Source organism: Streptomyces dangxiongensis, assembly GCF_003675325.1.
GTDB classification, from domain to species: Bacteria; Actinomycetota; Actinomycetes; order Streptomycetales; family Streptomycetaceae; genus Streptomyces; species Streptomyces dangxiongensis.
The window spans coordinates 1,975,631-1,998,080 of record NZ_CP033073.1 but is presented as its reverse complement, the minus strand read 5'-3'; the positions used below and the strand labels follow the sequence as shown (position 1 = coordinate 1,998,080).

22 protein-coding genes and 1 pseudogene are annotated in these 22,450 nt (G+C 72.7%); 16 read left to right on the top strand and 7 right to left on the bottom strand.

All coding sequences use genetic code 11. The annotated features are described in order from the left end of the window. The first annotated feature begins 200 nt into the window (after window positions 1–200). Complete coding sequence (locus tag D9753_RS08855) at window positions 201–887, top strand: GntR family transcriptional regulator (RefSeq protein WP_121786505.1); 687 nt, start codon at window positions 201–203, stop codon at window positions 885–887. Window positions 888–1,083: 196 nt separating this feature from the next. Here D9753_RS08855 and D9753_RS08850 read toward each other — a convergent pair whose 3' ends face one another. Next, window positions 1,084–1,365 (bottom strand): HPr family phosphocarrier protein, encoded by a 282-nt coding sequence (locus D9753_RS08850; RefSeq protein ID WP_121786504.1) that lies wholly within the window; start codon window positions 1,363–1,365, stop codon window positions 1,084–1,086. Between the two features lie 177 nt (window positions 1,366–1,542). On the opposite strand from D9753_RS08850, the pseudogene D9753_RS08840 reads away from it, so the two are divergent. The 5 genes and pseudogenes from D9753_RS08840 (at window position 1,543) to D9753_RS08820 (ending at window position 7,371) form a co-directional block, all read left to right on the top strand. Then, window positions 1,543–4,475: pseudogene (locus D9753_RS08840) on the top strand (bifunctional acetate--CoA ligase family protein/GNAT family N-acetyltransferase). Between the two features lie 14 nt (window positions 4,476–4,489). Continuing rightward, on the top strand, window positions 4,490–4,891 hold the full coding sequence (locus D9753_RS08835; protein ID WP_121786503.1) for a hypothetical protein: 402 nt from the start codon (window positions 4,490–4,492) through the stop codon (window positions 4,889–4,891). Between the two features lies 1 nt (window position 4,892). Beyond that, complete coding sequence (locus D9753_RS08830) at window positions 4,893–5,489, top strand: DUF5998 family protein (protein ID WP_121786502.1); 597 nt, start codon at window positions 4,893–4,895, stop codon at window positions 5,487–5,489. Then, window positions 5,489–6,679 (top strand): alkaline phosphatase family protein, encoded by a 1,191-nt coding sequence (locus D9753_RS08825; protein WP_121786501.1) that lies wholly within the window; start codon window positions 5,489–5,491, stop codon window positions 6,677–6,679. The genes D9753_RS08830 and D9753_RS08825 overlap by 1 nt, the downstream gene beginning before the upstream one ends. A 41-nt stretch (window positions 6,680–6,720) precedes the next feature. Further along, window positions 6,721–7,371, top strand: coding sequence for a thymidine kinase (locus D9753_RS08820; protein ID WP_121786500.1), 651 nt, complete (start codon window positions 6,721–6,723; stop codon window positions 7,369–7,371). A gap of 4 nt (window positions 7,372–7,375) precedes the next feature. Here D9753_RS08820 and D9753_RS08815 read toward each other — a convergent pair whose 3' ends face one another. Next, a complete protein-coding gene (locus D9753_RS08815) occupies window positions 7,376–8,167 on the bottom strand; it encodes a VOC family protein (protein ID WP_121786499.1) in 792 nt (263 codons plus the stop codon). 319 nt (window positions 8,168–8,486) lie between these two features. On the opposite strand from D9753_RS08815, the gene D9753_RS08805 reads away from it, so the two are divergent. Continuing rightward, window positions 8,487–9,338 (top strand): sulfurtransferase, encoded by an 852-nt coding sequence (locus D9753_RS08805; protein WP_121786497.1) that lies wholly within the window; start codon window positions 8,487–8,489, stop codon window positions 9,336–9,338. A 51-nt stretch (window positions 9,339–9,389) separates the two neighbouring features. On the opposite strand, the gene sepH is transcribed toward D9753_RS08805, so the two are convergent. The 3 genes from sepH to D9753_RS08790 form a co-directional block, all read right to left on the bottom strand. Beyond that, window positions 9,390–10,430: a septation protein SepH gene (sepH, locus tag D9753_RS08800; protein WP_121786496.1), complete on the bottom strand. Its 1,041-nt coding sequence runs from the start codon at window positions 10,428–10,430 to the stop codon at window positions 9,390–9,392. Between the two features lie 459 nt (window positions 10,431–10,889). Further along, entirely contained in the window at window positions 10,890–12,209 is a 1,320-nt protein-coding gene (locus tag D9753_RS08795) for a D-arabinono-1,4-lactone oxidase (protein ID WP_121786495.1), read from the bottom strand. Continuing rightward, entirely contained in the window at window positions 12,169–13,407 is a 1,239-nt protein-coding gene (locus tag D9753_RS08790) for an MFS transporter (protein ID WP_121786494.1), read from the bottom strand. The genes D9753_RS08795 and D9753_RS08790 overlap by 41 nt, the downstream gene beginning before the upstream one ends. A 170-nt stretch (window positions 13,408–13,577) precedes the next feature. Between D9753_RS08790 and D9753_RS08785 the strand changes: the two genes are divergently transcribed. Together D9753_RS08785 and D9753_RS08780 are read left to right on the top strand one after the other, a co-directional pair. Continuing rightward, the gene (locus D9753_RS08785; protein ID WP_121786493.1) at window positions 13,578–14,705 is read left to right on the top strand and encodes a ferrochelatase; all 1,128 of its coding nucleotides are present in this window, start codon (window positions 13,578–13,580) and stop codon (window positions 14,703–14,705) included. An 8-nt stretch (window positions 14,706–14,713) separates the two neighbouring features. Then, entirely contained in the window at window positions 14,714–15,529 is an 816-nt protein-coding gene (locus D9753_RS08780) for an inositol monophosphatase family protein (protein ID WP_121786492.1), read from the top strand. Window positions 15,530–15,620: 91 nt separating this feature from the next. On the opposite strand, the gene D9753_RS36460 is transcribed toward D9753_RS08780, so the two are convergent. Then, window positions 15,621–15,794, bottom strand: a complete 174-nt coding sequence (locus D9753_RS36460) for a hypothetical protein (protein ID WP_023546087.1) — start codon at window positions 15,792–15,794, stop codon at window positions 15,621–15,623. A gap of 412 nt (window positions 15,795–16,206) precedes the next feature. Here D9753_RS36460 and D9753_RS08770 point away from each other — a divergent pair, with 412 nt between their 5' ends. From D9753_RS08770 to D9753_RS08755, 4 genes are all read left to right on the top strand, one after another. Then, window positions 16,207–16,860 (top strand): response regulator transcription factor, encoded by a 654-nt coding sequence (locus D9753_RS08770; RefSeq protein WP_121786490.1) that lies wholly within the window; start codon window positions 16,207–16,209, stop codon window positions 16,858–16,860. Between the two features lie 6 nt (window positions 16,861–16,866). Further along, a complete protein-coding gene (locus D9753_RS08765) occupies window positions 16,867–18,114 on the top strand; it encodes a sensor histidine kinase (protein WP_121786489.1) in 1,248 nt (415 codons plus the stop codon). Between the two features lie 394 nt (window positions 18,115–18,508). After that, on the top strand, window positions 18,509–18,805 hold the full coding sequence (locus tag D9753_RS08760) for a DUF4193 domain-containing protein (protein ID WP_003997302.1): 297 nt from the start codon (window positions 18,509–18,511) through the stop codon (window positions 18,803–18,805). Window positions 18,806–18,818: 13 nt separating this feature from the next. After that, complete coding sequence (locus tag D9753_RS08755; RefSeq protein WP_205614093.1) at window positions 18,819–19,733, top strand: hypothetical protein; 915 nt, start codon at window positions 18,819–18,821, stop codon at window positions 19,731–19,733. 151 nt (window positions 19,734–19,884) lie between these two features. Here the strand turns inward: D9753_RS08755 and D9753_RS08750 are convergent, their stop codons facing one another. Beyond that, on the bottom strand, window positions 19,885–20,349 hold the full coding sequence (locus tag D9753_RS08750; protein ID WP_121786488.1) for a DUF3093 domain-containing protein: 465 nt from the start codon (window positions 20,347–20,349) through the stop codon (window positions 19,885–19,887). Window positions 20,350–20,407: 58 nt separating this feature from the next. Between D9753_RS08750 and D9753_RS08745 the strand changes: the two genes are divergently transcribed. Genes D9753_RS08745 through D9753_RS08735 form a run of 3 tightly spaced genes read left to right on the top strand, consistent with a single transcriptional unit; the run spans window position 20,408 to window position 22,327 of the window. Further along, complete coding sequence (locus tag D9753_RS08745; protein ID WP_121786487.1) at window positions 20,408–20,992, top strand: PaaI family thioesterase; 585 nt, start codon at window positions 20,408–20,410, stop codon at window positions 20,990–20,992. After that, entirely contained in the window at window positions 20,989–21,558 is a 570-nt protein-coding gene (dut, locus tag D9753_RS08740; RefSeq protein ID WP_121786486.1) for a dUTP diphosphatase, read from the top strand. Before D9753_RS08745 ends, dut begins: the two co-directional genes overlap by 4 nt. A 1-nt stretch (window position 21,559) precedes the next feature. Next, window positions 21,560–22,327 carry a DUF3710 domain-containing protein gene (locus D9753_RS08735; RefSeq protein WP_121786485.1) on the top strand — a complete coding sequence of 256 codons (768 nt, stop codon included), beginning with the start codon at window positions 21,560–21,562 and terminating at the stop codon, window positions 22,325–22,327. Window positions 22,328–22,450: the final 123 nt, after the last annotated feature.

Genomic DNA, 22,450 nt, shown 5'->3' with positions numbered 1-22,450 from the left:
CACGGCATCCGAAGCCCCGGCTCACCGAGCCGGGGCTTTCGCCTTTTTCGGTGGTTCTCTTCCGGTGTCCGCCGGACCCGCTGACCAAAAAATATTCATGGATGACGCCCTGCCGTCGGAAATTCGGGTCCCTTGGAATAGAGTCGCGGGAACACGCGTCCATCGTCGGCGTTTCACGGGAATTAAGGCGGAGGTCGGTCATGCGTATTCCGGCGCACTCGGTGTGCACCGCTGTCCGGGACGACATCGTCGCCGGTGTCCACGAGCGCGGCAGCCGCCTCACCGAGGAAGTTTTGGCCCGCCGCTACGGCGTCTCGCGCGTCCCCGTCCGCGAGGCCCTGCGCACCCTGGAGGCGGAGGGCTTCGTGGTGACGCGCCGGCACGCGGGCGCGTGCGTGGCCGAACCGACCGAGCAGGAGGCCGCCGACCTGCTGGAGATGCGGCTGCTGCTGGAGCCGCTGGGAGCCGCCCGGGCCGCGCAGCGGCGCACCGAGGCCCACCTGAAGGTGTTGCGCGGACTGGTCCGGCTGGGGCAGGAGCGGGCCAGGAGGGGTGGCAGCGAGGATCTGCGCGCGCTGGGCGGCTGGTTCCACGAGACGCTCGCCCAGGCGTCCGGCAGCCCCTCGCTGACCTCGGTGCTCACCCTGCTGCGGCACAAGATCGCCTGGATGTACGCGGTGGCGACGCCGCTCGGCCCGGTGGAGTCGTGGGCGGAGCACGGGGCGATCGTGGACGCGGTGGCGCGGGGGGACGGCGAACGTGCGCGGGCGCTCACCGCGCTGCACACCGAGCGCGCCACCGGTGGCCACCGGCTGCGTTTCTCCGCCGCCGCGGAGCGTGTGAGGTCTTCGCAACGGGCCGTAAACATGACGGGCCCGCGGAATTAACACGTACGCCGTATACAAAGGAGAGGTATTCGCGGACGGGTTTTCCGCTGCCCGAATTCCGTCGTGCGGGAATTCGCGGGAAGTGGGCACGGGCCGGCCGGGATCCGGGGGAATACCGTGCGGAGCGTGCGCGGACACGGCGGAGCCGCGCCGCCCCGAGAGGCGAACGCGGCTCCGGCGCTCTGCGCGGTGGCGCTCAGACGGTCTCGGGCAGTTCCTCCAGGCCCTCGGAGACCAGCTTGGCCAGACGGTCGAGGGCGGCGTCCGCGCCCTCGGCGTCGGTGGCGAGGACGATCTCCTCGCCACCCTGGGCGCCCAGGCCCAGGACGGCCAGCATGGAGGCCGCGTTGACGGGGTCGCCCCCGGCCTTGGCGATCGTCACCGGGACGCCTGTGGCCGTGGCGGCTCGGACGAAGATGGAAGCGGGGCGGGCGTGGAGGCCCTCGGCCCAGCCGACGTTGACGCGGCGCTCAGCCATGTGTTGCTGCCCTTCAGTACTCAGGGTTGTCTAGACCAGTTTCCCATATCGTGAAGCGTGCCCGGAGCGGACCTTCGTCCCCTCCGGTGTGCCGTCGGACCGCGGCCTCGGCCCGGCGTGTCGTCCTCCACAGACTGCCTCGCGCCGTTGTCGTGAGCGAGCCGTACTCTGGGGCCCATGCAGACCCCGGCGGACCGGCAGGACCGGCACGAGTACCCCGCCCACTGGGAGGCGGACGTGGTGCTGCGCGACGGGGGTACCGCGCGCATCCGGCCCATCACCGTCGATGACGCCGACCGGTTGGTCAGCTTCTACGAGCAGGTCTCGGACGAGTCGAAGTACTACCGCTTCTTCGCGCCCTACCCACGGCTCTCCGCCAAGGACGTCCACCGCTTCACGCACCACGACTTTGTGGACCGGGTGGGACTCGCGGCCACCATCGGCGGCGAGTTCATCGCCACCGTACGCTACGACCGCATCGGCACCGACGGCATGCCCGCCTCCGGACCCGCCGACGAGGCCGAGGTCGCCTTTCTCGTCCAGGACGCCCACCAGGGGCGCGGGGTCGCCTCCGCCCTGCTGGAGCACATCGCGGCCGTCGCGCGCGAGCGGGGCATCCGCCGCTTCGCCGCCGAGGTGCTGCCCGCCAACAGCAGGATGATCAAGGTGTTCACGGACGCCGGCTACACCCAGAAGCGCAGCTTCGAGGACGGCGTCGTCCGCCTGGAGTTCGGCCTCGAACCCACCGACCGCTCGCTGGCCGTGCAGCGCGCCCGGGAGCAGCGCGCCGAGGCCCGCTCGGTACGGCGGCTCCTCGCGCCCGGGTCCGTGGCGGTCGTCGGCGTCGGCCGCACCCCGGGCGGGGGTGGGCCGCAGCATCCTCGGCAACATCCGCGACGCCGGTTACCCGGGCCGGCTGCACGCCGTGAACCGGGCCTTCCCCGTCGACCTCGACGAGGTCGACGGGGTGCCCGCGTACCGGTCGGTGCGCGATGTCGGGGGACCCGTGGACCTCGCCGTCGTCGCCGTACCGGCCGAGCAGGTGCCCGCCGTGGTCGCCGAGTGCGGGGAACACGGCGTCCAGGGGCTGGTGGTGCTCTCCGCCGGGTACGCCGAGAGCGGTCCCGCGGGACGGGAGCGGCAGCGGGCCCTGGTCCGGGCGGCGCGCGCGTACGGCATGCGGATCATCGGCCCCAACGCCTTCGGGATCATCAACACCGCCGCCGGCGTCCGGCTGAACGCCTCCCTCGCCCCGGAGATGCCCCGCCCCGGCCGCATCGGGATGTTCGCCCAGTCCGGGGCCATCGGCATCGCCCTGCTGTCCCGGCTGCACCCGGCGTGGGGGAGGGGTCACCGGGGTCACCGGCGTGTCCACCTTCGTCTCCGCCGGCAACCGCGCGGACGTCTCCGGCAACGACGTCCTCCAGTACTGGTACGACGACCCCGAGACCGACGTCGTCCTCATGTACCTGGAGTCCATCGGCAACCCCCGCAAGTTCACCCGCCTCGCCCGGCGGACGGCGGCGGCCAAGCCGCTGGTGGTGGTGCAGGGCACCGGGACGGCCCCGCCGGGGCACGCGGTACGGGCCACGCGGCTGCCGTACGCGACCGTCTCCGCGCTGCTCCGGCAGGCCGGGGTGATCCGGGTCGACACGATCACCGAGCTGGTCGACGCGGGCCTGCTGCTCGCCAGGCAGCCGCTGCCCGCCGGGCCGCGCGTGGCCATCCTCGGCAACTCCGAGTCGCTGGGCGTGCTGACCTACGACCGGTGTCTGGCCGAGGGGCTGCGGCCGGCGCGGCCGGTGGACCTGACGACCGGGGCGACCGCGGAGGACTTCCACCGGGCCCTGTCGGCGGCGCTCGCGGACGACACCTGCGACTGTGTGGTGGTCACCGCCATCCCCGCCATCGGGGAGGCGTCGCCGGGGGACGCCGAGCTGGCGGCGGCACTGCGGTCCGCGTCGGCCGCGGTGCCGGGGAAGCCGGTGCTGGTGGTGCACGTGGAACTCGGAGGGCTGGCCGAAGCGCTGTCGGCCGCGGCGAGCACCGCGCCGGGGGCCGCGGACAGGACGCCCGGCCCCGAGGGCGGTGCGCATCCCGTCCACCGTCCCGCGCAACGACCGCCCACCGCGACCGCCGGCGCGGCGGCCGGCGCGGTGCCGACGGCCGCGGGGACGGGCGGGGCCACCCCGCTAGCCCCGCCGGCCCCGCCCGACCCGCCAGCCCCGGTCGCCCCGCCGGAGGGCACCCGTCTCATCCCCGCCTACCCCGCCGCCGAGCGCGCCGTCCGCGCTCTCGCCGAAGCCGTGAAGTACGCGCAGTGGCGCCGGGAGGCGACCGACCCCGGGAAGGTGCCGGAGCACGAGGACATCGACGAGAAGGGCGCCGCCCGCCTGATCGGCGAGCTGCTCGCGCGCGGGGAGGGACTGACGATCCCGGCCGCCGAGACCTGCGAGCTGCTCGAGAAGTACGGCGTCCACGTCCGCCGGGCGTTCCCCGCGCCCACGCCGGACGACGCCGCCGAAGCCGCCCGCTCACTCGGCTACCCGGTGGCCCTCAAGGCCACCGCCCCGCACCTCAGGCACCGCGCCGACCTGGGCGGCGTACGCCTGGACCTCGCGGACGAGGAGCAACTGCGCCGGGCGTACGCCGAGTTGACCGAACTGTTCGGGCAGCCGGAGGAGCTGCGGCCGGTGGTGCAGGGGATGGCGCCGCGCGGGGTCGACACGGTCGTACGCGCCGTGATCGATCCGGCGGCCGGGGCCGTGCTGTCCTTCGGGCTCGCCGGGGCCGCCTCGCAACTGCTCGGGGACATGGCCCACCGGCTGGTCCCCGTCACGGACCGGGAGGCGTCCTCGCTGGTGCGGGCGATCCGCACGGCACCGCTGCTGTTCGGCTGGCGCGGCTCCACGCCCGTCGACACCCCCGCGCTGGAGGAGCTGCTGCTGCGGGTGTCCCGGCTGGTCGACGACCACCCGGAGGTGGTCGCGGTCACCCTGGAGCCCGCCGTCGTCGCCCCGCACGGCGTGAGCGTCCTCGGCGCGACCGTACGGCTCGCGCCCCCGCCCGCCCGCGACGACCTCGGCCCGCGCACGCTGCCGGCCTACTGAGAGCGAGGGGGCACGTGGAGATCACCGGCCGGCAACTGCCCGAGGGCAGCTCGTGGGACCGGGAGGTCGTCGCCCGGGACGCGGGGCAGTCGCGCCTGGCGGCCGGGTACGACCTCACCTACCGCCACGGCCCGGAGCTCATCTTCGCCGGGCCCGTCTTCCTCCCCTGCCCGCAGAGCTTCCGGGACCCCGGCCTCCGCCCGCCCACTGCCGGAACGGCGCGGCTCGCGCGGGCACTGGGCGAAGAGGTGCCCCTGATCGTCGCGTTCGAGGCGGATGCCGGCGGACCGGAAGCCGTCTCCTGTGTGATCGCCGCCGAGCGGCTGGAGGTCCGGCCGGGGATCGTGCCGAGGCGCCTCGCGTGGGGCGCCGCCCGTCCGCACGACTGGCCCGGACCGCCTCCGCCCACGGATTAGGATGGACGTCATGGCCAAGACCAGTACGACGACCCAGGGGCTGCGCGCGGCGATCGAGCGCAGCGGCTACTACCCGGCCCTCGTGGCCGACGCGGTGGAGGCCGCCGTGGGCGGCGAACCCATCCGGTCGTACCTGGTCCACCAGGAGACGACGTTCGACCAGAACGAGGTGCGCCGGCATGTGACGGTGCTCGTCCTCACCGGCAACCGCTTCATCGTCAGCCACACCGACGAGCAGGCCGCCGACACCACCTCCCCGACGCCGTACGCCACCACCTCCACCGAGTCCGTCAAGCTCGGCCGGATCTCCTCGGTCGTGGTCAGCCGGGTGGTGGCCAACCCCGAGCAGTACACGCCGGGCACGCTGCCCCGCGAGGTCGTGCTGACCATCGGCTGGGGCGCGGTCAGCCGCATCGACCTGGAGCCCGCCGCCTGCGGCGACCCCAACTGCGACGCGGATCACGGCTACACGGGCAACTCCACGGCGGACGACCTCAGCCTGCGCGTCAGCGAGGCCGGGGACGGACCGGAGACGGTGCGCCAGGCGCTCGCCTTCGCGCAGGCCATCTCGGAGGCGACCGCGGACTTCACCCGCTGATGCCCCAGTTCTCCACCTGGGACGAGCCGGAACCCCTCGCCCTGGACACCGCGCCGCTGCCCGAGTACGGCACCGGCTCGCTCGCCGACCTGCTGCCCACCGTGGCCGCCGGCATGGGTGTCCCCGGCCTGACCGCGACGATCACGGAACTGACCGCGGCCGACCGGGTCTGTGTCTTCCTGATCGACGGGCTCGGCTGGGAACAGCTCAGGTCCCACCCGGACGAGGCCCCGTACCTGACCTCCCTGCTCGGCAGCTCGCGCGGTGGCACCGGCCGCCCGCTCACCGCCGGCTACCCCGCCACCACGGCGACCTCCCTCGCCTCGGTCGGCACCGGCCTGCCGCCCGGCGTCCACGGCCTGCCCGGGTACGCCGTACGGAATCCGGCCACCGGCGAGCTGATGAACCAGCTCCGCTGGCACCCGTACACCCCACCGCACCCCTGGCAGCCGTACCCCACCGTCTTCGAGCTGGCCCACCAGGCCGGGGTGCACGCCGCCCAGGTGTCCTCGCCCGCCTTCCAGCACACCCCGCTCACCAAGGTGGCGCTGAGCGGCGGCACTTTCCACGGACGGCTCACCGGCGAGGAGCGCATGGACCTCGCCGCCGCGGAGCTGGCCGCCGGGGACCGCTCCCTGGTGTACACGTACTACGCCGAACTGGACGGCGCCGGACACCGCTACGGCATCGCCTCCGACACCTGGCGCGGTCAGCTCATGTACGTCGACCGGCTCGTCCAGCGCCTCGCCGAGCAACTCCCGCCGCGCAGCGCCCTGTACGTGACCGCCGACCACGGCATGGTCGACATCCCCTTCGACGAGCGGCACCGCATCGACTTCGACGAGGACTGGGAGCTGAGCGCCGGGGTCGCCCTGCTGGGCGGCGAGGGCCGGGCCCGGCACGTGTACGCGGTGCCGGGTGCCGAGAACGACGTGCTGACCTGCTGGCGCGAGGTGCTCGGCGAGCAGTTCTGGGTGGCCTCGCGTGACGAGGCCGTCGCGGCCGGGTGGTTCGGGCCGCAGGTGGACGAGCGCGTGTACCCGCGGATCGGGGACGTGGTCGCCGCCGCGCACGACGACGTCCTGCTGATCGCCTCCGAGCGGGAGCCCAAGGAGTCGGCGCTGGTCGGCAACCACGGTTCGATGACCCCCGCCGAGCAGTTGGTCCCGCTTCTCGAAGTACGCTCCTGACGGCCCCGCCCCCCTCCTCACCGAAAGGTGCTCCACCCCTCATGCCCGAGCTGGTCTTCTTCTCCGGAACGATGGACTGCGGGAAGTCGACGCTTGCTCTCCAGATCGAGCACAACCGTTCCGCGCGCGGCCTCGCCGGGATGATCTTCACCCGGGACGACCGCGCGGGCGAGGGCAAGCTGTCCTCCCGGCTCGGCCTGGTCACCGACGCGGTGGAGGTCGAGGACGGCCAGGACCTGTACGCGTACCTCGTGGACCACCTCTCCCAGGGCGGCCGGGCCGACTATGTGATCGCGGACGAGGCACAGTTCCTCGCGCCCGGGCAGATCGACCAGCTCGCGCGCGTGGTGGACGACCTCGGCCTGGACGTGTTCGCCTTCGGCATCACCACCGACTTCCGCTCCAAGCTCTTCCCCGGCTCGCAGCGGCTCGTGGAGCTGGCCGACCGGATCGAGGTGCTCCAGGTGGAGGCGTTGTGCTGGTGCGGCGCCCGCGCCACGCACAACGCCCGCACGGTCGGGGGCGCGATGGTGGTCGAGGGCGCCCAGGTGGTCGTGGGCGATGTGAACCAGTCCGCGGGCGAGGTCGGCTACGAGGTCCTGTGCCGCCGCCACCACCGGCGCCGGATGACCGCCGCGTCGGCCCACGCGGCGGCCCTGTCCCCGGACGTCCTGCCGGTCGCGTCCGCCTGAGGGATCAGCCCGGGTCGCGGACCACCGAGAACTCGGCGCCCTCCGGGTCCGCGACCGTCGCCACCCGCCCGTGCGGGCCGTCGTGGGCCGCCCTGAGGATCCGGCCGCCCAGACCGGTCACCCGCCGCAGCGTCTCGTCGACGTCGGCGACCTCGAAGTACGTCCGCCAGTGCGGCCCCCGGTCCCGGGGCAGGGCGTGGCCCACCCCGTGCAGCCCGGCCACCGGTCGCTCGCCCAGACGCAGGGTCACGTAGTCGAAGTCGGGGGAGACCACCGGCTCCTCCTCGTAGCCGAACACGCTCGCGTAGAACTTGGCGACACTCTCCGTCTCGAAGGTGAGCAGCTCGTTCCAGACGGGGGTGCCGGGCTCACCGGTGATCGCCGTGCCGAGGTGCGCGGAGCCCTGCCAGATCCCGAACACCGCCCCGGAGGGATCGGAGGCGATCGCCATCCGGCCCGCTTCGGCGGCGTCCAGCGGGCCGACGGCCACCGTCCCGCCGCACAGCCGTACCGTGTCGGCCGTCCGGTCCACGTCGTCCGAGGCGAAGTACGGCGTCCAGGCAACCGGAAGCCGGCGGTCCGGCGGCAGATGGCCCATGCCCGCCACCTCGCGTCCGCCGAGCAGCGCCCGCACGTACGGGCCGAGCTGCTGCGGGCCCGGCAGGAACTCCCAGCCGAACAGCTCACCGTAGAACTCCTCGGTGGCGTCCAGCCCGTGCGCCATCAGGCTCACCCAGCAGGGTGTGCCGGGCGCGCGCCGCGCGTACGGACCGGCCGGTTCCCGTGCCTCGGTCATCGATCACTCTCTCCCCGGCCCCTTCACGGTGGCCGTGTCGCTTCCGCTCCCCGGAAGGGGTGTCCGCGCCGCCGGCGCGCACGCCCGTGCCGGTACCCGCATCCTCCGCGGTGCCGCGGGGCCGTACCGCGCCGCCCGGCGTTTTCTGCGGAAGGATGCCCGATTGTCGTCTTTCGTTGCTTCCTGACGATGGCCGACGGGTGTCCGTCGGCTGTACAGGCAGTGCCCGATCGCATACGCCATGTGATCGAGCCTGTCCGGCGGAGCAGAGTAGCCGGACCTGGACGCCGCGGCCACCCTTGGCGTAAGGATGGACGCCATGACAGCCATCATCACCGCAACCCGACTCGCGGACGAGCTGACCGGGGCGCACCCGCCCGCGCTGCTGGACGTCCGCTGGCAGCCAAGCCTGGCGAAGGCGCCGGGCGCGCCGTCCTTCGACGGCCGGGCCGCGTACGCGGCCCGGCACATCCCTGGCGCGGTCTTCGTCGACCTGGACAGGGAACTGGCCGCCGCGCCCGGCGCGAACGGCCGCCATCCGCTGCCCGACCTCGCGGAGTTCGGTGCCGCGATGCGCCGCGCGGGCGTGTCGTCGGACCGGCCGGTGGTCGTGTACGACGGTGGGCAGGGCTGGGCCGCCGCGCGCGCCTGGTGGCTGCTGCGCTGGACGGGTCACCCGGACGTGCGGGTGCTCGACGGCGGGTTGCCGTCCTGGGAGGGCGAGCTGTCCACCGATTCGCCGGCCCCCGCCGAGGGCGACTACCGGCCCGCGCCCGCCACCGCGGGCCTGCTGGACGCGGACGGGGCCGCGGAGCTGGCCCGCACGGGCGTGCTCCTGGACGCGCGCGCGGGGGAGCGGTACCGCGGCGAGGTGGAGCCGGTCGACCGGGTCGGCGGGCACATCCCGGGCGCGGTGTCGGCGCCCACGACGGAGAACGTGGGTCCCGACGGCCGCTTCCTGCCCGCGGCCGAACTCAAGGACCGTTTCAAGGCCCTGGGCGTGTCGGAGGACACCGAGGTGGGGGTGTACTGCGGTTCGGGCGTCTCGGGCGCCCACGAGGTGCTCGCCCTCGCGGTGGCCGGCGTCCCGGCGGCCCTGTACGTCGGCTCCTGGTCCGAGTGGTCCTCGGACCCGTCCCGCCCGGTGGCGGTGGGTGCGGACCCGCAGTAGGGCAGCCGGGTGAGCGGGCACGCGCGCGTGCCCGCTCACCCGTACGGAAACCTACTCCTGCTTCTTGCGGCGCGTGCCGAACACGATCTCGTCCCAGCTCGGCACGGCGGCGCGACGGCCGGGGCGGACACCGTCGGCCTCGGCCTGCCGGTCGGTCGCGCCGACGAGCCGGTCGCGGTGACTGCCGACGGAGCGCGGCATGAGGACGTCCGCGTAGGCGGAGCCGGCCGACGCGGCGGGCGCCGGGGGTTCCTCGACGGCGGGTTCGTCGTCGTTCTCCTCGACGGCCTCCGCGGGGCCCTCCGGGACCACCAGGTCGCCCCGGAAACTCGGCACGGCCTCCAGCAGGCTGGTCAGCGAGTCGCGTTCACCCACGCTCTCCTCGGCCGGCTCGGACGCCTGCGAGGGCAGGCTGAGCCGCTCCCGGTCGACCCGCTCGAGCGCGCGGTCCATCGACCGCTCGCGCGGCAGCCGGGCGATGCGCGGGACGAACGGGAAGCTCGGCTCGGGTACGGCGAGGTCGTCCGACTCGCCGATCAGCGAGCGCGCCTCGTCGTCCACGGCCTGGACGAGCCGCCGGGGCGGGTCGTACGTCCAGCTAGCCGAGTGCGGTTCGCCCGCGACCAGGTAGACGAGCAGCACCTCCCAGGTGCCGTCGTCGCGGCGCCAGGAGTCCCACTGCACGCTGTCCTTCTCGGCGCCGCGCAGCAGCAGCCGCTCCTGGACGCTCTCGCCGAGCAGCGGGCCGGAGTTCTCGCCGGGGCGGCGGACCGGGGTCTTGCGGGCACGTTCGGCCATGAAGGCGCGCTCGGCCAGCACGGGTCCCTCGAAGCGCCGTACCCGGTCGACGGGGATGCCGGCGAGCTGCGCGACCTCCTCCGCGGTGGCACCGGCACGTATCCGCGCCTGGATGTCACGCGGGCGCAGATGGCTCTCGACCTCGATCTCGATCTGCCCGAGGCGCGGCCGGTCGCCGCGCACGGCGGCACGCAGCCGCTCGTCGATCGGAAGCGTGTATTCCGTGGAATCGGCAGCCTTCAGCACCAGTCGTGTGCCGTCATTCGAGACGGCCACGACACGCAGTTCGGGCATGGGGACCTCCCGGGTGGTGCCTGCCGACGTCACGTGCGTCGCTGCTTCCGCTAGTCGAGTGTGGCCTGCCCGGGTTCAGCCTGCCACAACCTTGCCGAGTTGCCCGGCGTGTCGGGCACGGGCCCGGCGCCGCCGTTATGGCACGGTTACCTGTTCGCAACGCTAAGTGACCAACTGCGTCACCCTGTGCAACCAGCCTCCTCCCGGCGGTCCTGCAAGCCCGCGGGCACCCTGGTGGGAGGCCGGACCCAGGGCTCGCCACAGTACTCCATTCGGGCCATCTGCGTGGATCGGCGCGCCGCCCAACTTCTGGCAAGGGCTGCGACTTGGCGGCGCGCAACCGGTTTTCACGATCTCGTACGTGGCGAACGTCACGCGGCCGCCCCGAAGGCGATCCGGCGGTTTCGCCCGTGGCCCCGGGGGCAGGTAAGTGCCAGGGCCGCCGGGCGAGTTCGGGGCCTACGCGCCGAGAACCCGGCGCACGTAGTCGTTCTGGAAGAGCCGCTCCGGGTCGAGGCGGTCCCGCAGCGCGGTGAACTCGCCGAAACGCGGGTACACCCGGGCGAGGTACTCCGCGTCCCGCGTGTGGACCTTGCCCCAGTGCGGACGTCCCTCGTGCGCGGTGAAGACGCGCTCGGCCGCGGTGAAGTACGCCTGATAGGGCGTGCCCCGGAACATGTGTACGGCGATGTAGGCGCTGTCCCGGCCCGAGGCGGTCGACAGGGTGATGTCGTCGGCCGGCGCGGTGCGCACCTCCACCGGGAAACTCACCCGCAGGCCCGAGCGGTCGACCACGGCCTTGAGTTCGCGCAGCGTCTCCGTCAGCGCCGTGCGCGGCACGGCGTACTCCATCTCCACGAACCGGACCCGGCGCGGCGAGGTGAAGACCTTGTACGGGATGTCCGTGTACGTCCGTGCGGACAGCGCCCTGCTGGAGATGCGGGCGATAGCCGGGACGGTGGCGGGAACGGCGCGGCCGGCCCACTGGGCCACCTGGAAGACGCCGTTGGAGAGGAACTCGTCCTCGAACCAGCCGGCCAGCCGCCCCACCGGCTGCTCGGGGCCCGCGCTGCGGTTGTTGCGCTTGGTGTTGGTGCTGCCGGTGTGCGGGAACCAGTAGAACTCGAAGTGCTCGTTCTCGGCCCACAACTGGTCGAACTCGGCGAGAACGCGGTCGAGGGGCATCGGTTCCTCGCGCGCGGTGAGCAGGAAGAGCGGTTCCACAGCGAAGGTGAGGGCGGTGACGATGCCGAGGGCGCCCAGGCCGACGCGGGCAGCGGCGAAGACGTCCGGGTTCTCCCGCTCGGAGCAGGTGAGGACCGAGCCGTCCGCCGTGACGAGTTCCAGTGCCCTGATCTGCGCGGCGATCGAGCCCGACTCGCGGCCCGTGCCGTGCGTGCCGGTGCTGGTGGCCCCGGAGGCGGTCTGCTCCATGATGTCGCCCATGTTGGTGAGCGACAGGCCCTCGCGCGCGAGGGCGGCGTTGAGCCTCTTGAGCGGGGTGCCCGCCTCCACCGTGACCGTCATGGACGTACGGTCGATGTCGCGTATCCCGGTCAGCAGTTGAGGGCGTATCAGCACACCGTCGGTGGCGGCTATCGACGTGAAGGAGTGGCCGGTTCCCACCGCCTTCACCTTCAGTCCGTCCTCGCGGGCCCGGCGCACCGCCGCGGCCAGCTCCTCCACCGAGGCAGGCGTGACCTGCCGGGCGGGCCGGGCGGAGACGTTGCCGCCCCAGTTACGCCAGGTGCCGTTCTTCCCGCTCGCTGTGCTGCCCAACGGTGCCTCCCCGACCTGAGGCCGGCCTGCGCAGCCGGCGGTACCCCAGGAAACCCACCACGACCGCGACGGCCCCGGAGACCACCGGGACCCCGTACCCGGCCCGCGCCCCGGCTGCGTCGATCACCCAGCCGGCCAGGGAGGAGCCGAGCGCGACACCGACCGCGAGACCGGTGCTCACCCAGGTCATGCCCTCGGTGAGCTTCGCGCGAGGTACGTGCTCTTCGATGAGGGACATCGTCGTGATCATCGTCGGTGCGATGGACAGGCCCGAAACGAACAGCGCCACGGCCAGAAGCGGCAGGTTCCCGACCAGTAGGAGGGGGATCATACTCACGGCCATGGCCGTGACGCCCAGCAGCCAGCGGCGTTCCGGCGCCCCGGTGAAGCGCAGCAGCCCGAAGACGGCGGCCGCCGTACCGGAACCGGCCGCGTACAGCGCGAGGACCATGCTCGCCGCGGCCTTGTGGCCGCGCTCGTCGGCGAAGGCGACGGTGACCACGTCCACCGCTCCGAAGATCGCGCCGGTGGCCACGAAGGTCGCCACGAGCACCCGCAGCCCCGCCGAGCGCAGGGCGCTGCCGTCGGCGTGCCGCTCGCGTGGATGCGGCTCGGGCTCGGTGGCGCGCTGGGCGGTGAGCCAGAAGACGCCGACCGCCAGGAAGCACGCGGCCAGCAGGGGGCCCGCCTCCGGGAACCACGCCGTGCACAGGCCGATGGAGAGGATCGGTCCGAAAACGAAGCAGATCTCGTCCACGACCGACTCGAACGAGTAGGCGGTGTGCAGCTTCGGGGTGCCCCGGTACAGCGCCGCCCACCGGGCCCGGATCATCGCGCCGAGGCTGGGCACCGAGCCGATCCCGGCGGCGCAGGCGAACAGCACCCAGTCCGGCCACCCCAGATGCGCGGCGAGCAGCAGCCCGGCCGCCGTGGCCAGTGCCACCAGGGTCGCCGGGCGCAGTACCCGGCGCTGCCCGTGCCGGTCCACCAGCCGGGAGATCCGCGGCCCGAGCAGGGCGGCGGAGAGCGCGATGGTGGCCGACAGGGCGCCCGCGAGGCCGTACCGCCCGGTGAGCTGGGAGACCATCGTGACCACGCCGATGCCCATCATCGACAGCGGCATCCGGCCGAGGAACCCCGCGGCGGAGAAGGCCTTGGTGCCGGGCTCGGCGAACAGGGCGCTGTAGGGGCTGGGCACGTGGTCTCCGGAGCGGTTCGGTAAGGTGCCAGACGGCTGATACAGCTTACAAGTTAGGTGACCCTAATCGCACCGTGCGGCAGCCCGGGAAAAACGGCTCAAAACACCCGCGACACGACTCTACGTCCTGCCGTTTCCCCGCTGTCGGTGCCGGGTGGCAGGATCGAGACATGCCAGACGCGCTCGATGCCAGCCCCTACGACGCCCTGCTCCTGCTGTCCTTCGGCGGCCCCGAAGGCCCCGACGACGTGGTCCCCTTCCTGGAGAACGTCACGCGCGGACGCGGCATCCCGAAGGAACGCCTCAAGGAAGTCGGACAGCACTACTTCCTCTTCGGCGGGGTCAGCCCCATCAACGACCAGAACCGCGCCCTGCTGGACGCCCTGCGCGAGGACTTCGCCGAACACGGCCTGAACCTGCCGGTGTACTGGGGGAACCGCAACTGGGCGCCGTACCTGACGGACACCCTGCGCGAGATGGCCGCCGACGGCCGCCGCCGCGTCCTGGTCCTCGCCACCAGTGCCTACGCCTCCTACTCGGGCTGCCGCCAGTACCGCGAGAACCTCGCCGACGCGCTGGCCGCCCTGGAGGCGGAGGGCCTTCGGCCGCCGGCGGTCGACAAGCTGCGGCACTACTTCAACCACCCCGGTTTCGTCGAGCCCATGACCGACGGCGTGCTGCGCTCCCTCGCCGACCTCCCCGAGGACGTCCGCGCGGACGCCCACATCGCCTTCACCACCCACTCCGTCCCGACCGCCGCCGCCGACACCTCCGGTCCGGCCGAGGCCCACGGCGAGGGCGGCGCCTACGTCGAGCAGCACCTGGACGTGGCCCGGCTGATCGCCGATGCCGTCCGCGAGCGCACCGGCGTCGACCACCCCTGGCGGCTCGTCTACCAGTCCCGCTCCGGCGCCCCGCACATCCCCTGGCTGGAACCCGACATCTGCGACCACCTGGAGGAGCGGCACGCGGCGGGCGTCCCCGCCGTCGTCATGGCCCCCATCGGCTTCGTCTCCGACCACATGGAGGTCCTCTACGACCTCGACACCGAGGCGAAGGCCAAGGCCGAGGAGCTGGGCCTGCCGGTCCGCCGCTCGGCCACCGTGGGCGCCGACCCGCGGTTCGCGGCGGCGGTCCGCGAACTGGTCCTGGAGCGGGTCACCGTGGAACGCGGTGGCCGGGCCACCCCCTGCGCCCTGGGCGCCCTCGGCCCGAGCCACCACGTCTGCCCGGTCGGCTGCTGCCCGGCCCGGGCCCCCCGCCCGGCCGCCGCGGGCGCCGACAGCCCCTACGCGTGAGGAGACCCGTGACCGACGCCCTGCACCGGGACCTGCTCGCCCTCGCCCAGGAGGCCGCCCGCCGCGCCGGCGAGCTGCTGCGCGACGGCCGCCCCGCCGACCTGGCCGTGGCCCGGACCAAGTCCAGCCCCATCGACGTCGTCACCGAGATGGACATCGCGGCGGAGAAGCTGATCACCGATCTGATCTCCGGGCGGCGCCCCGACGACGGCTTCCTCGGCGAGGAGGGCGCCTCCGCCGAGGGCACGAGCGGCGTCCGCTGGGTGATCGACCCGCTCGACGGCACCGTCAACTACCTGTACGGCCTGCCGACCTGGGCGGTGTCCATCGCCGCCGAACAGGACGGCGAGACCGTCGCCGGTGTCGTCGCGGCGCCGATGCGCGGCGAGACGTACCACGCCGTGCGCGGCGGCGGCGCGTGGGCCACCGGCGCGTGGGAGGGCGAGCGGGCGCTCGCCTGCCGCCCCGCGCCCCCGCTGGACCAGGCACTGGTCTCCACCGGCTTCAACTACGTCACCGAGGTCCGCGCCCACCAGGCCGAGGTGGCCGGCCGGCTGGTCCCGCTGCTGCGCGACATCCGGCGCAGCGGCTCGGCGGCCGTGGACCTGTGCGACGTGGCCTGCGGCCGGCTCGACGGGTACTACGAACGCGGACTCCATCCGTGGGACGTCGCGGCGGGGGACCTGATCGCCCGGGAGGCGGGCGCCCTGACCGGTGGACGGCCCGGAGAGCGCCCCTCGGGTGACCTCACGGTGGCAGGAACGCCAGGGGTCTTCGAGCCCCTCCAGCGGCTGCTGGAGGACTTCGGGGCCTGGCACGACTGACGCCCGTCCCGAACAGGGTCCGGGCAGCGCGAGGGCCCCCGGCGCTGGATCTGGATTCGCCGGGGGCCCCGCTGTCGCGCTCTCGGGCAGGTCAGACGCGTGACGCGCCGACCTCCACGCCGTGTTCGGCGGCGAGGCGTCGCAGGTCGTCCAGTTCTGCCTGCTCCACCTCGACGAGGAAGTCGTCGCCCTCGTCACGAGCCCGGGACAGATCGGACTCCGTCGCCCTTATGCGCTGGAGAAGTCCCGCGGTGAAAGCGTCCATGCTGCGCCCCCTCGTCATGGGTCGTGGGTGGGTGGCACGGGGGTGTGCCGTGTGGAAGGGGTGATCACTCTCTCGCCGGTGCCCAGCGCTGCCCGGCCGGGCGGCGACGGTGCCGGACACCCGCGCCCGCTCTGCGAAGCGGACCGTGAAGTACCACATGGTGCTGTGGCACATGCAGAGCGTGATCGCGGGGTGTAAAGCCGTCCTCCCCTCACGCCGTTCACCGGAAACCTCGGACGGAGCAGAAAATCTCGCGTTTCTCGGCCGACACCCGGATTCCTGCGGCCCGGACCTCGTCTTACAGCCGACTTACGGCCGAAAAGGGCAGGATGGGGGCCACATTCCACGAACACCCCTGCCCGCGGGGCGCCCACGGCGCGCCGCGCGGGTGGACACAGGAAGGACTAGCGACGTGCGCGTACTCGTCGTCGAGGACGAGCAGCTGCTCGCCGATGCGGTGGCCACCGGACTGCGCCGGGAGGCCATGGCCGTCGACGTCGTGTACGACGGCGCGGCCGCCCTGGAACGCATCGGCGTGAACGACTACGACGTGGTCGTCCTCGACCGCGACCTCCCGCTCGTGCACGGCGACGACGTCTGCCGCAAGATCGTGGAGCTGGGCATACCCACGCGCGTGCTCATGCTCACCGCCTCCGGTGACGTCAGCGACCGGGTGGAGGGCCTGGAGATCGGCGCCGACGACTATCTGCCGAAGCCGTTCGCGTTCAGCGAGCTGATCGCGCGCGTGCGCGCCCTCGGCCGCCGGACCAGCGTGCCGCTGCCGCCGGTCCTGGAGCGGGCCGGCATCAAGCTCGACCCCAACCGCCGCGAGGTGTTCCGCGACGGCAAGGAGATCCAGCTCGCGCCCAAGGAGTTCGCGGTCCTGGAGGTGCTGATGCGCAGCGAGGGCGCGGTGGTCTCCGCCGAGCAGCTACTGGAGAAGGCGTGGGACGAGAACACCGATCCGTTCACCAACGTGGTGCGGGTGACGGTGATGACCCTGCGCCGCAAACTGGGCGAGCCGCCCGTCATCGTCACGGTCCCCGGCTCCGGCTACCGGATCTGACCGGCCGTGGCCGCCACCCCCGCGCCCCCGCAGGCGCCGCCGAAACCCACCTGGGACCCCAGCAGGGCACAGCCGCCCTTCCCGTGGCTGCGCCCGACCATCCGCATACGGCTCACGCTGTTGTACGGCGGCATGTTCCTGATCGCCGGCATCCTGCTGCTGTCGATCATCTACCTGCTGGCCGCCCAGGCGATCAGCAGCGGTAACCAGCCGCTTTTCAAGATCGTCAGTTTCCAGAAGCTCCAGGTCTCCAGCGACAACTGCCCCGCGATCAACACCACGAGCCTGCCCCTGGAGGATTTCAAGGACGCGATCAGCCGGTGCGTTGACCACCAGCGCCAGGGGGCCCTGGACAACCTGCTCAGCCGCTCGCTGCTGGCCCTGCTGGGGCTCGCCGTCATCGCCTTCGCGTTCGGCTACGCGATGGCCGGCCGCGTGCTCTCCCCGCTCGGCCGGATCACCCGGACCGCCCGTCAGGTGGCCGGTTCGGACCTGTCCCGCCGGATCGAGCTGGACGGCCCGGACGACGAGCTGAAGGAGCTGGCGGACACCTTCGACGACATGCTGGAGCGGCTGCAACGGGCCTTCACCGCCCAGCAGCGCTTCGTCGGCAACGCCTCGCACGAACTGCGCACCCCGCTCGCCATCAACCGCACGCTCCTCGAGGTGCACCTGTCGGACCCGGACGCGCCGGTCGAGCTCCAGCAGCTCGGCAGGACCCTGCTGGCCACCAACGAGCGCAGCGAGCAGCTGGTCGAGGGGCTGCTGCTGCTCGCCCGCAGCGACAACCAGATCGTCGAGCGCAAGCCCGTGGACCTGGCCGAGGTCGCGACGCAGGCCGTCGACCAGGTGCACGCCGAGGCGGAGGCCAAGGGTGTCGAGATCCGCGGTGAGCGCAAACCGGCCGTCGTGCGGGGCAACGGCGTGCTGCTGGAGCGGATCGCCCTGAATCTCGTGCAGAATGCGGTGCGCTACAACGTGGCCGAGCACGGCTGGGTCGAGGTGCATACCGAGGTCGAGCACGGGCAGGCTGTGCTCACCGTTTCGAACACCGGACCCGTGGTGCCCGCGTACGAGATCGACAACCTCTTCGAGCCCTTCCGGCGGCTGCGCACGGAGCGCACGGGCAGCGACAAGGGCGTGGGTCTCGGCCTGTCGATCGTCAGATCGGTGACGCGCGCGCACGGCGGGCACATCCTGGCAAGGCCCCGGGAAGGCGGTGGCCTGGTGATGCGTGTCACCCTGCCGGTGTGACGGGAGGCCGACATGCGCGGAGGTTGTTCGCTTTGCGCGGAATTTTCTGACCCTCGCACAGGGTTCTCCTTGTGTGATCGATCACATGGACGGATTTCCGGCCATGTACGCAGAGTGATCATGACCGTAGGTGGAAAGCCGGGAAAGTCCTGGTTTTCAGGGCACTTGATCACGGGAAGTACACGGGGAGGCGCCTTTGAGGTGCGGCATCCGAACCGTGTACGGTCCTCACCGCCAACCAAGTCGATCACCCTCGAGGGGTCGGGTTGGGTGTCGATTGAGTAACAGACCTTGATGTGAGGCAAAATCTCCGCCTCAGGTCGGGCACAAGTCCGGCCTCTCACGCGTTACGTGCGCTGGAGACACCGCAGACCACCCAGAGGGGGAGAGCGATATGGCAACCGATTACGACACTCCACGCAAGACCGACGACGACGTCGACTCGGACAGCCTTGAAGAGCTGAAGGCCAGGCGGAACGACAAGTCCACCTCGTCGGTGGACGTCGACGAATTCGAGGCCGCCGAAGGTCTCGAACTGCCCGGAGCGGACCTCTCGAACGAGGAGCTGGCCGTCCGGGTGCTGCCCAAGCAGCAGGACGAGTTCACCTGCATGAGCTGCTTCCTGGTGCACCACCGCAGCCAGCTGGCCCGGGAGAAGAACGGTCAGCCGATCTGCCGCGACTGCGACTGAGGACGGGTCGGCCATGTCCGGCTCGACCCCTCCGCGGAAGCGCCGCTTCTCCTTGCGGAAAGCGGACCGAGGGCCGTCCGACGGCTCGCACGGCGCACGTGACGACGAGCGGGGCTCACCGGCAGCGGGAGCCTCGCCCGGACCGGCGGCCGACAGGGACGACCTGCCGGTGCCGGTGCGGCAGCCCGCGCCCGTCGCACGGCGCCGGGCTGTGGTCATGCGCCACAGGGCCCGGGATCTCGCCCGGGAAGGGGCCCGCAAGGGCGGCGGCCACGCCCGCGCGGGGCTGGCGTACGTCGCGGACCGCATCATCGACATCGCGCCCCGGGTGCCCGTACGCGACCTCGCGGCCCTGCGCGGACAGTTTCCCGGACTCGGACCCGAGGAACTGGCCGACAGGCTGGTGGCGGGCGCGGCGGCCGGCACCTCGACGGTCGGAGCCGGGATCGGGGCCGCGGCGATGCTGCCCGTGCCGCCGGCGATGCCGACCGAGCTCGCCGCGGAGATCACCGGGGTCGCCGCGATCGAGCTGAAACTCATCGCGGAACTGCACGAGGTCTACGGCGTCCGCGCGCCGGGCGGGCTCAGAGCCCGCAGCACCGCGTATCTGTCCTCCTGGTCGGAGGAGCGCGGCATCGACGTGACGAAGCCGTCGACGTACGACACGGCCCTCGGCGGCCGGATGAAACGCGAACTGCGCCGGCAGATCATGAAGCGGATGGTCCGCAACCTGCCCAACCTCACGCCGTTCATGGTGGGAGCCGCGGTCGGAGCGGTCATGAACCGCCGGGACACCAGAAAGCTCGCGGCACAGATCCGGGCCGACCTGCGCCGGATCCAGGTGCCCTGGGACGAGCTGCCGGAGCTGCCGCCGCTGGAGAAGCCGGCGGACCCGCTGTCGCCGCGCGAGCTTTCCGAGGAGCTGTAGAGCCACCGCCGGGGAACCTCGGGCGCCAGGGTCCCGAGCGCCCCGGCCTTCTCGCACGCGCCGCGGCCCCCGCGAATCGCGCCCCGGCCTCCTCGAACGCGCTCCGGTCTGTCGAACCGCGCCCCTGACCCTCTCAGGCGCCCGGGCCGGCTCAGGCGTTCGCCGTGCGGGCCGCCTCGATGGCCGCCGCCAGCTTCTCCGGCTCACGCGTAGACAGGTACAGGTACGGCGTCGGGTCCTGCGGATCCGTGACCTCCACGCGCAACGCCGTCGGGATGTACGCGCGCAGCAGCAGGAAGGCGCGGGTGTCGGCCTTGTACGTACGCCAGGCGCGTGCCTCCTGCGCGTCCAGCACCTGCGTCGCGCCCAGCGCCGACACGGGGATCCTCGCCTCGCCCGCGACCAGGGAGTCGCCCACGACCCGGATGCGCGGCGAGCCGTAGGCACTGGCCACCACCGCCGCGGCGGCCGTACCCCCGACCAGGCCGCCGAGCAGCGGCAGGGTGCCGAAGGGCAGCAGGATCAGGGCGAAGGAGACGCCCACCAGGAAGCTGATCAGCCACCACGACCGGGGGGCGGTGAGGCGTTCTTCGTAGGGGGTGGCGGAGAGCTGCATGAGGCCAAGCTTGGCACGGGATCCGCACAGGGCCGACGCACGGGTAAGGTCTGCGGCTGTGAGTGGTAGTTCCGCAGCTCTTCAGCCTCCCGCAGACGCGGTGAAACCGGTACGGCATCCCGACGCGCCCGCGCCCGGGGAGCTTCTCGGTGCCCATTACGAGCACTGCTTCGGGTGTGGTCCGGGGCAGCCGCACGGACTGAACCTGGAGGCCCGCGCCGGCGAGGGCGTCACGCTGACCGCCGAGTTCACCGTCCAGCCCGCCCACCAGGGAGCCCCCGGCCTCGCGCACGGCGGAGTACTGGCCACGGCGCTGGACGAGACCCTCGGCTCGCTGAACTGGCTGCTGCGCACCATCGCCGTGACGGGACGGCTGGAGACGGACTTCGTGCGACCCGTCCCGGTCGGCACCACGCTGCACCTGGCGGCCGAGGTGACCGCCGTCGCCGGGCGGAAGATCTACTGCACCGCCACCGGACGCATCGGCGGCCCCGACGGACCGGTCGCCGTCCGCGCCGACGCCCTCTTCGTGGAGGTCGAGGTCGGCCACTTCATCGACCACGGCCGCGGCGAGGAGATCCGGGCGGCCATGGAGGATCCCGATCAGATCCGCCGTGCCCGTGCCTTCGAGGTGAACCCGTGACCGCGGCGGGCCCCGCCGGCCGCGCTCCCCTGGATGTGCAGATCCGGCGGGTCGATCCGGACGTACCGCTTCCGGCGTACGAGCACCCCGGGGACGCCGGAGCCGATCTGCGCACCACCGAGGCGTGCGCGCTGGGGCCCGGTGAACGGGCCGTCCTGCCCACGGGGGTGTCGATCGCCCTGCCCGACGGGTACGCGGCCTTCGTGCATCCGCGATCCGGCCTCGCCGCCCGCTGCGGTGTCGCCCTCGTGAATGCCCCGGGGACGGTCGATGCCGGGTACCGTGGAGAGATCAAGGTGATCGTGGTGAATCTCGACCCGCGCGAGAGCGTGCGGTTCGAGCGCTTCGACCGGATTGCCCAACTGGTCGTCCAGCAGGTCGAGAGGGTCCGCTTCCAGGAGGTCGCGGAACTTCCCGGCTCCGCGCGGGCCGAAGGGGGCTTCGGGTCCACCGGTGGCCATGCCGCGGTGGGCGGCGAGAGCGGCACAAGCGGTCAGGCCGCCGAGGGCGGTCCGACGGGTGGGAATCGATACGCTTCGGTCGTATCCGACCGGGAAGGACAGTGACGTGTTCGGACGTCGCAACAAGAAGGGTGCCGCCGAGGAAGCGGCCGGCGAGGCCGAGCAGGTCGTCGACAGCGTCGGGACCGAGGCGGACGAAGAGGAGGCCGGGCGCGAGCGACAGCGTCTCCGGCTGGAGCCCGGGCCCCGGCCCGACGGGCCGTGGGACAGCGGCGAGGTGCGCGACCCGGCCGAGGGCCGCGTCGACCTCGGCGGTCTGTTCGTACCGGGCGTCGACGGCATGGAGCTGCGGGTCGAGGTCGCCGGTGACGCGATCGTCGCCGCGACTGTAGTACTGCGCGACAGCGCCATCCAGCTCCAGGCGTTCGCCGCACCCAAGCGCGAGGGTATCTGGGGCGAGGTCCGCGAGGAGATCGGCAGCGGCATCACCCAGCAGGGTGGCATCGTCGACGAGGTCGAGGGCCCGCTCGGCTGGGAGCTGCGCGCCCAGGTCCCGGTGCAGCTACCCGACGGCACCGGCGGTTTCCAGGTCGTCCGGTTCGTCGGTGTGGACGGCCCGCGCTGGTTCCTGCGCGGTGTGATCTCCGGCCAGGGCGCCGTGCAGCCGCAGGCCGCCGGGCTCCTGGAGCAGATCTTCCGCGACACGGTCGTGGTCCGCGGCGAGGGCCCGATGGCCCCGCGCGACCCCATCGTCCTCAAGCTGCCGAACGACGCCCAGATGGTTCCCGAGGGTGTCCAGCAGGAGGAGGGCTCACGCTTCTCCGGCGGGATGGGACACCTCCAGCGCGGACCGGAGATCACCGAGGTCCGCTAGCCGCTCGACCGCCTTCAGCCGTGACACACGGGCCGTGCCCCCGAGGGGGTACGGCCCGCTGTGCGCGCTGTGTTCGGTGCGCCGTCGAGGACAGCCCGCGCGGTCTCCGCGGCCTCCCGGGGA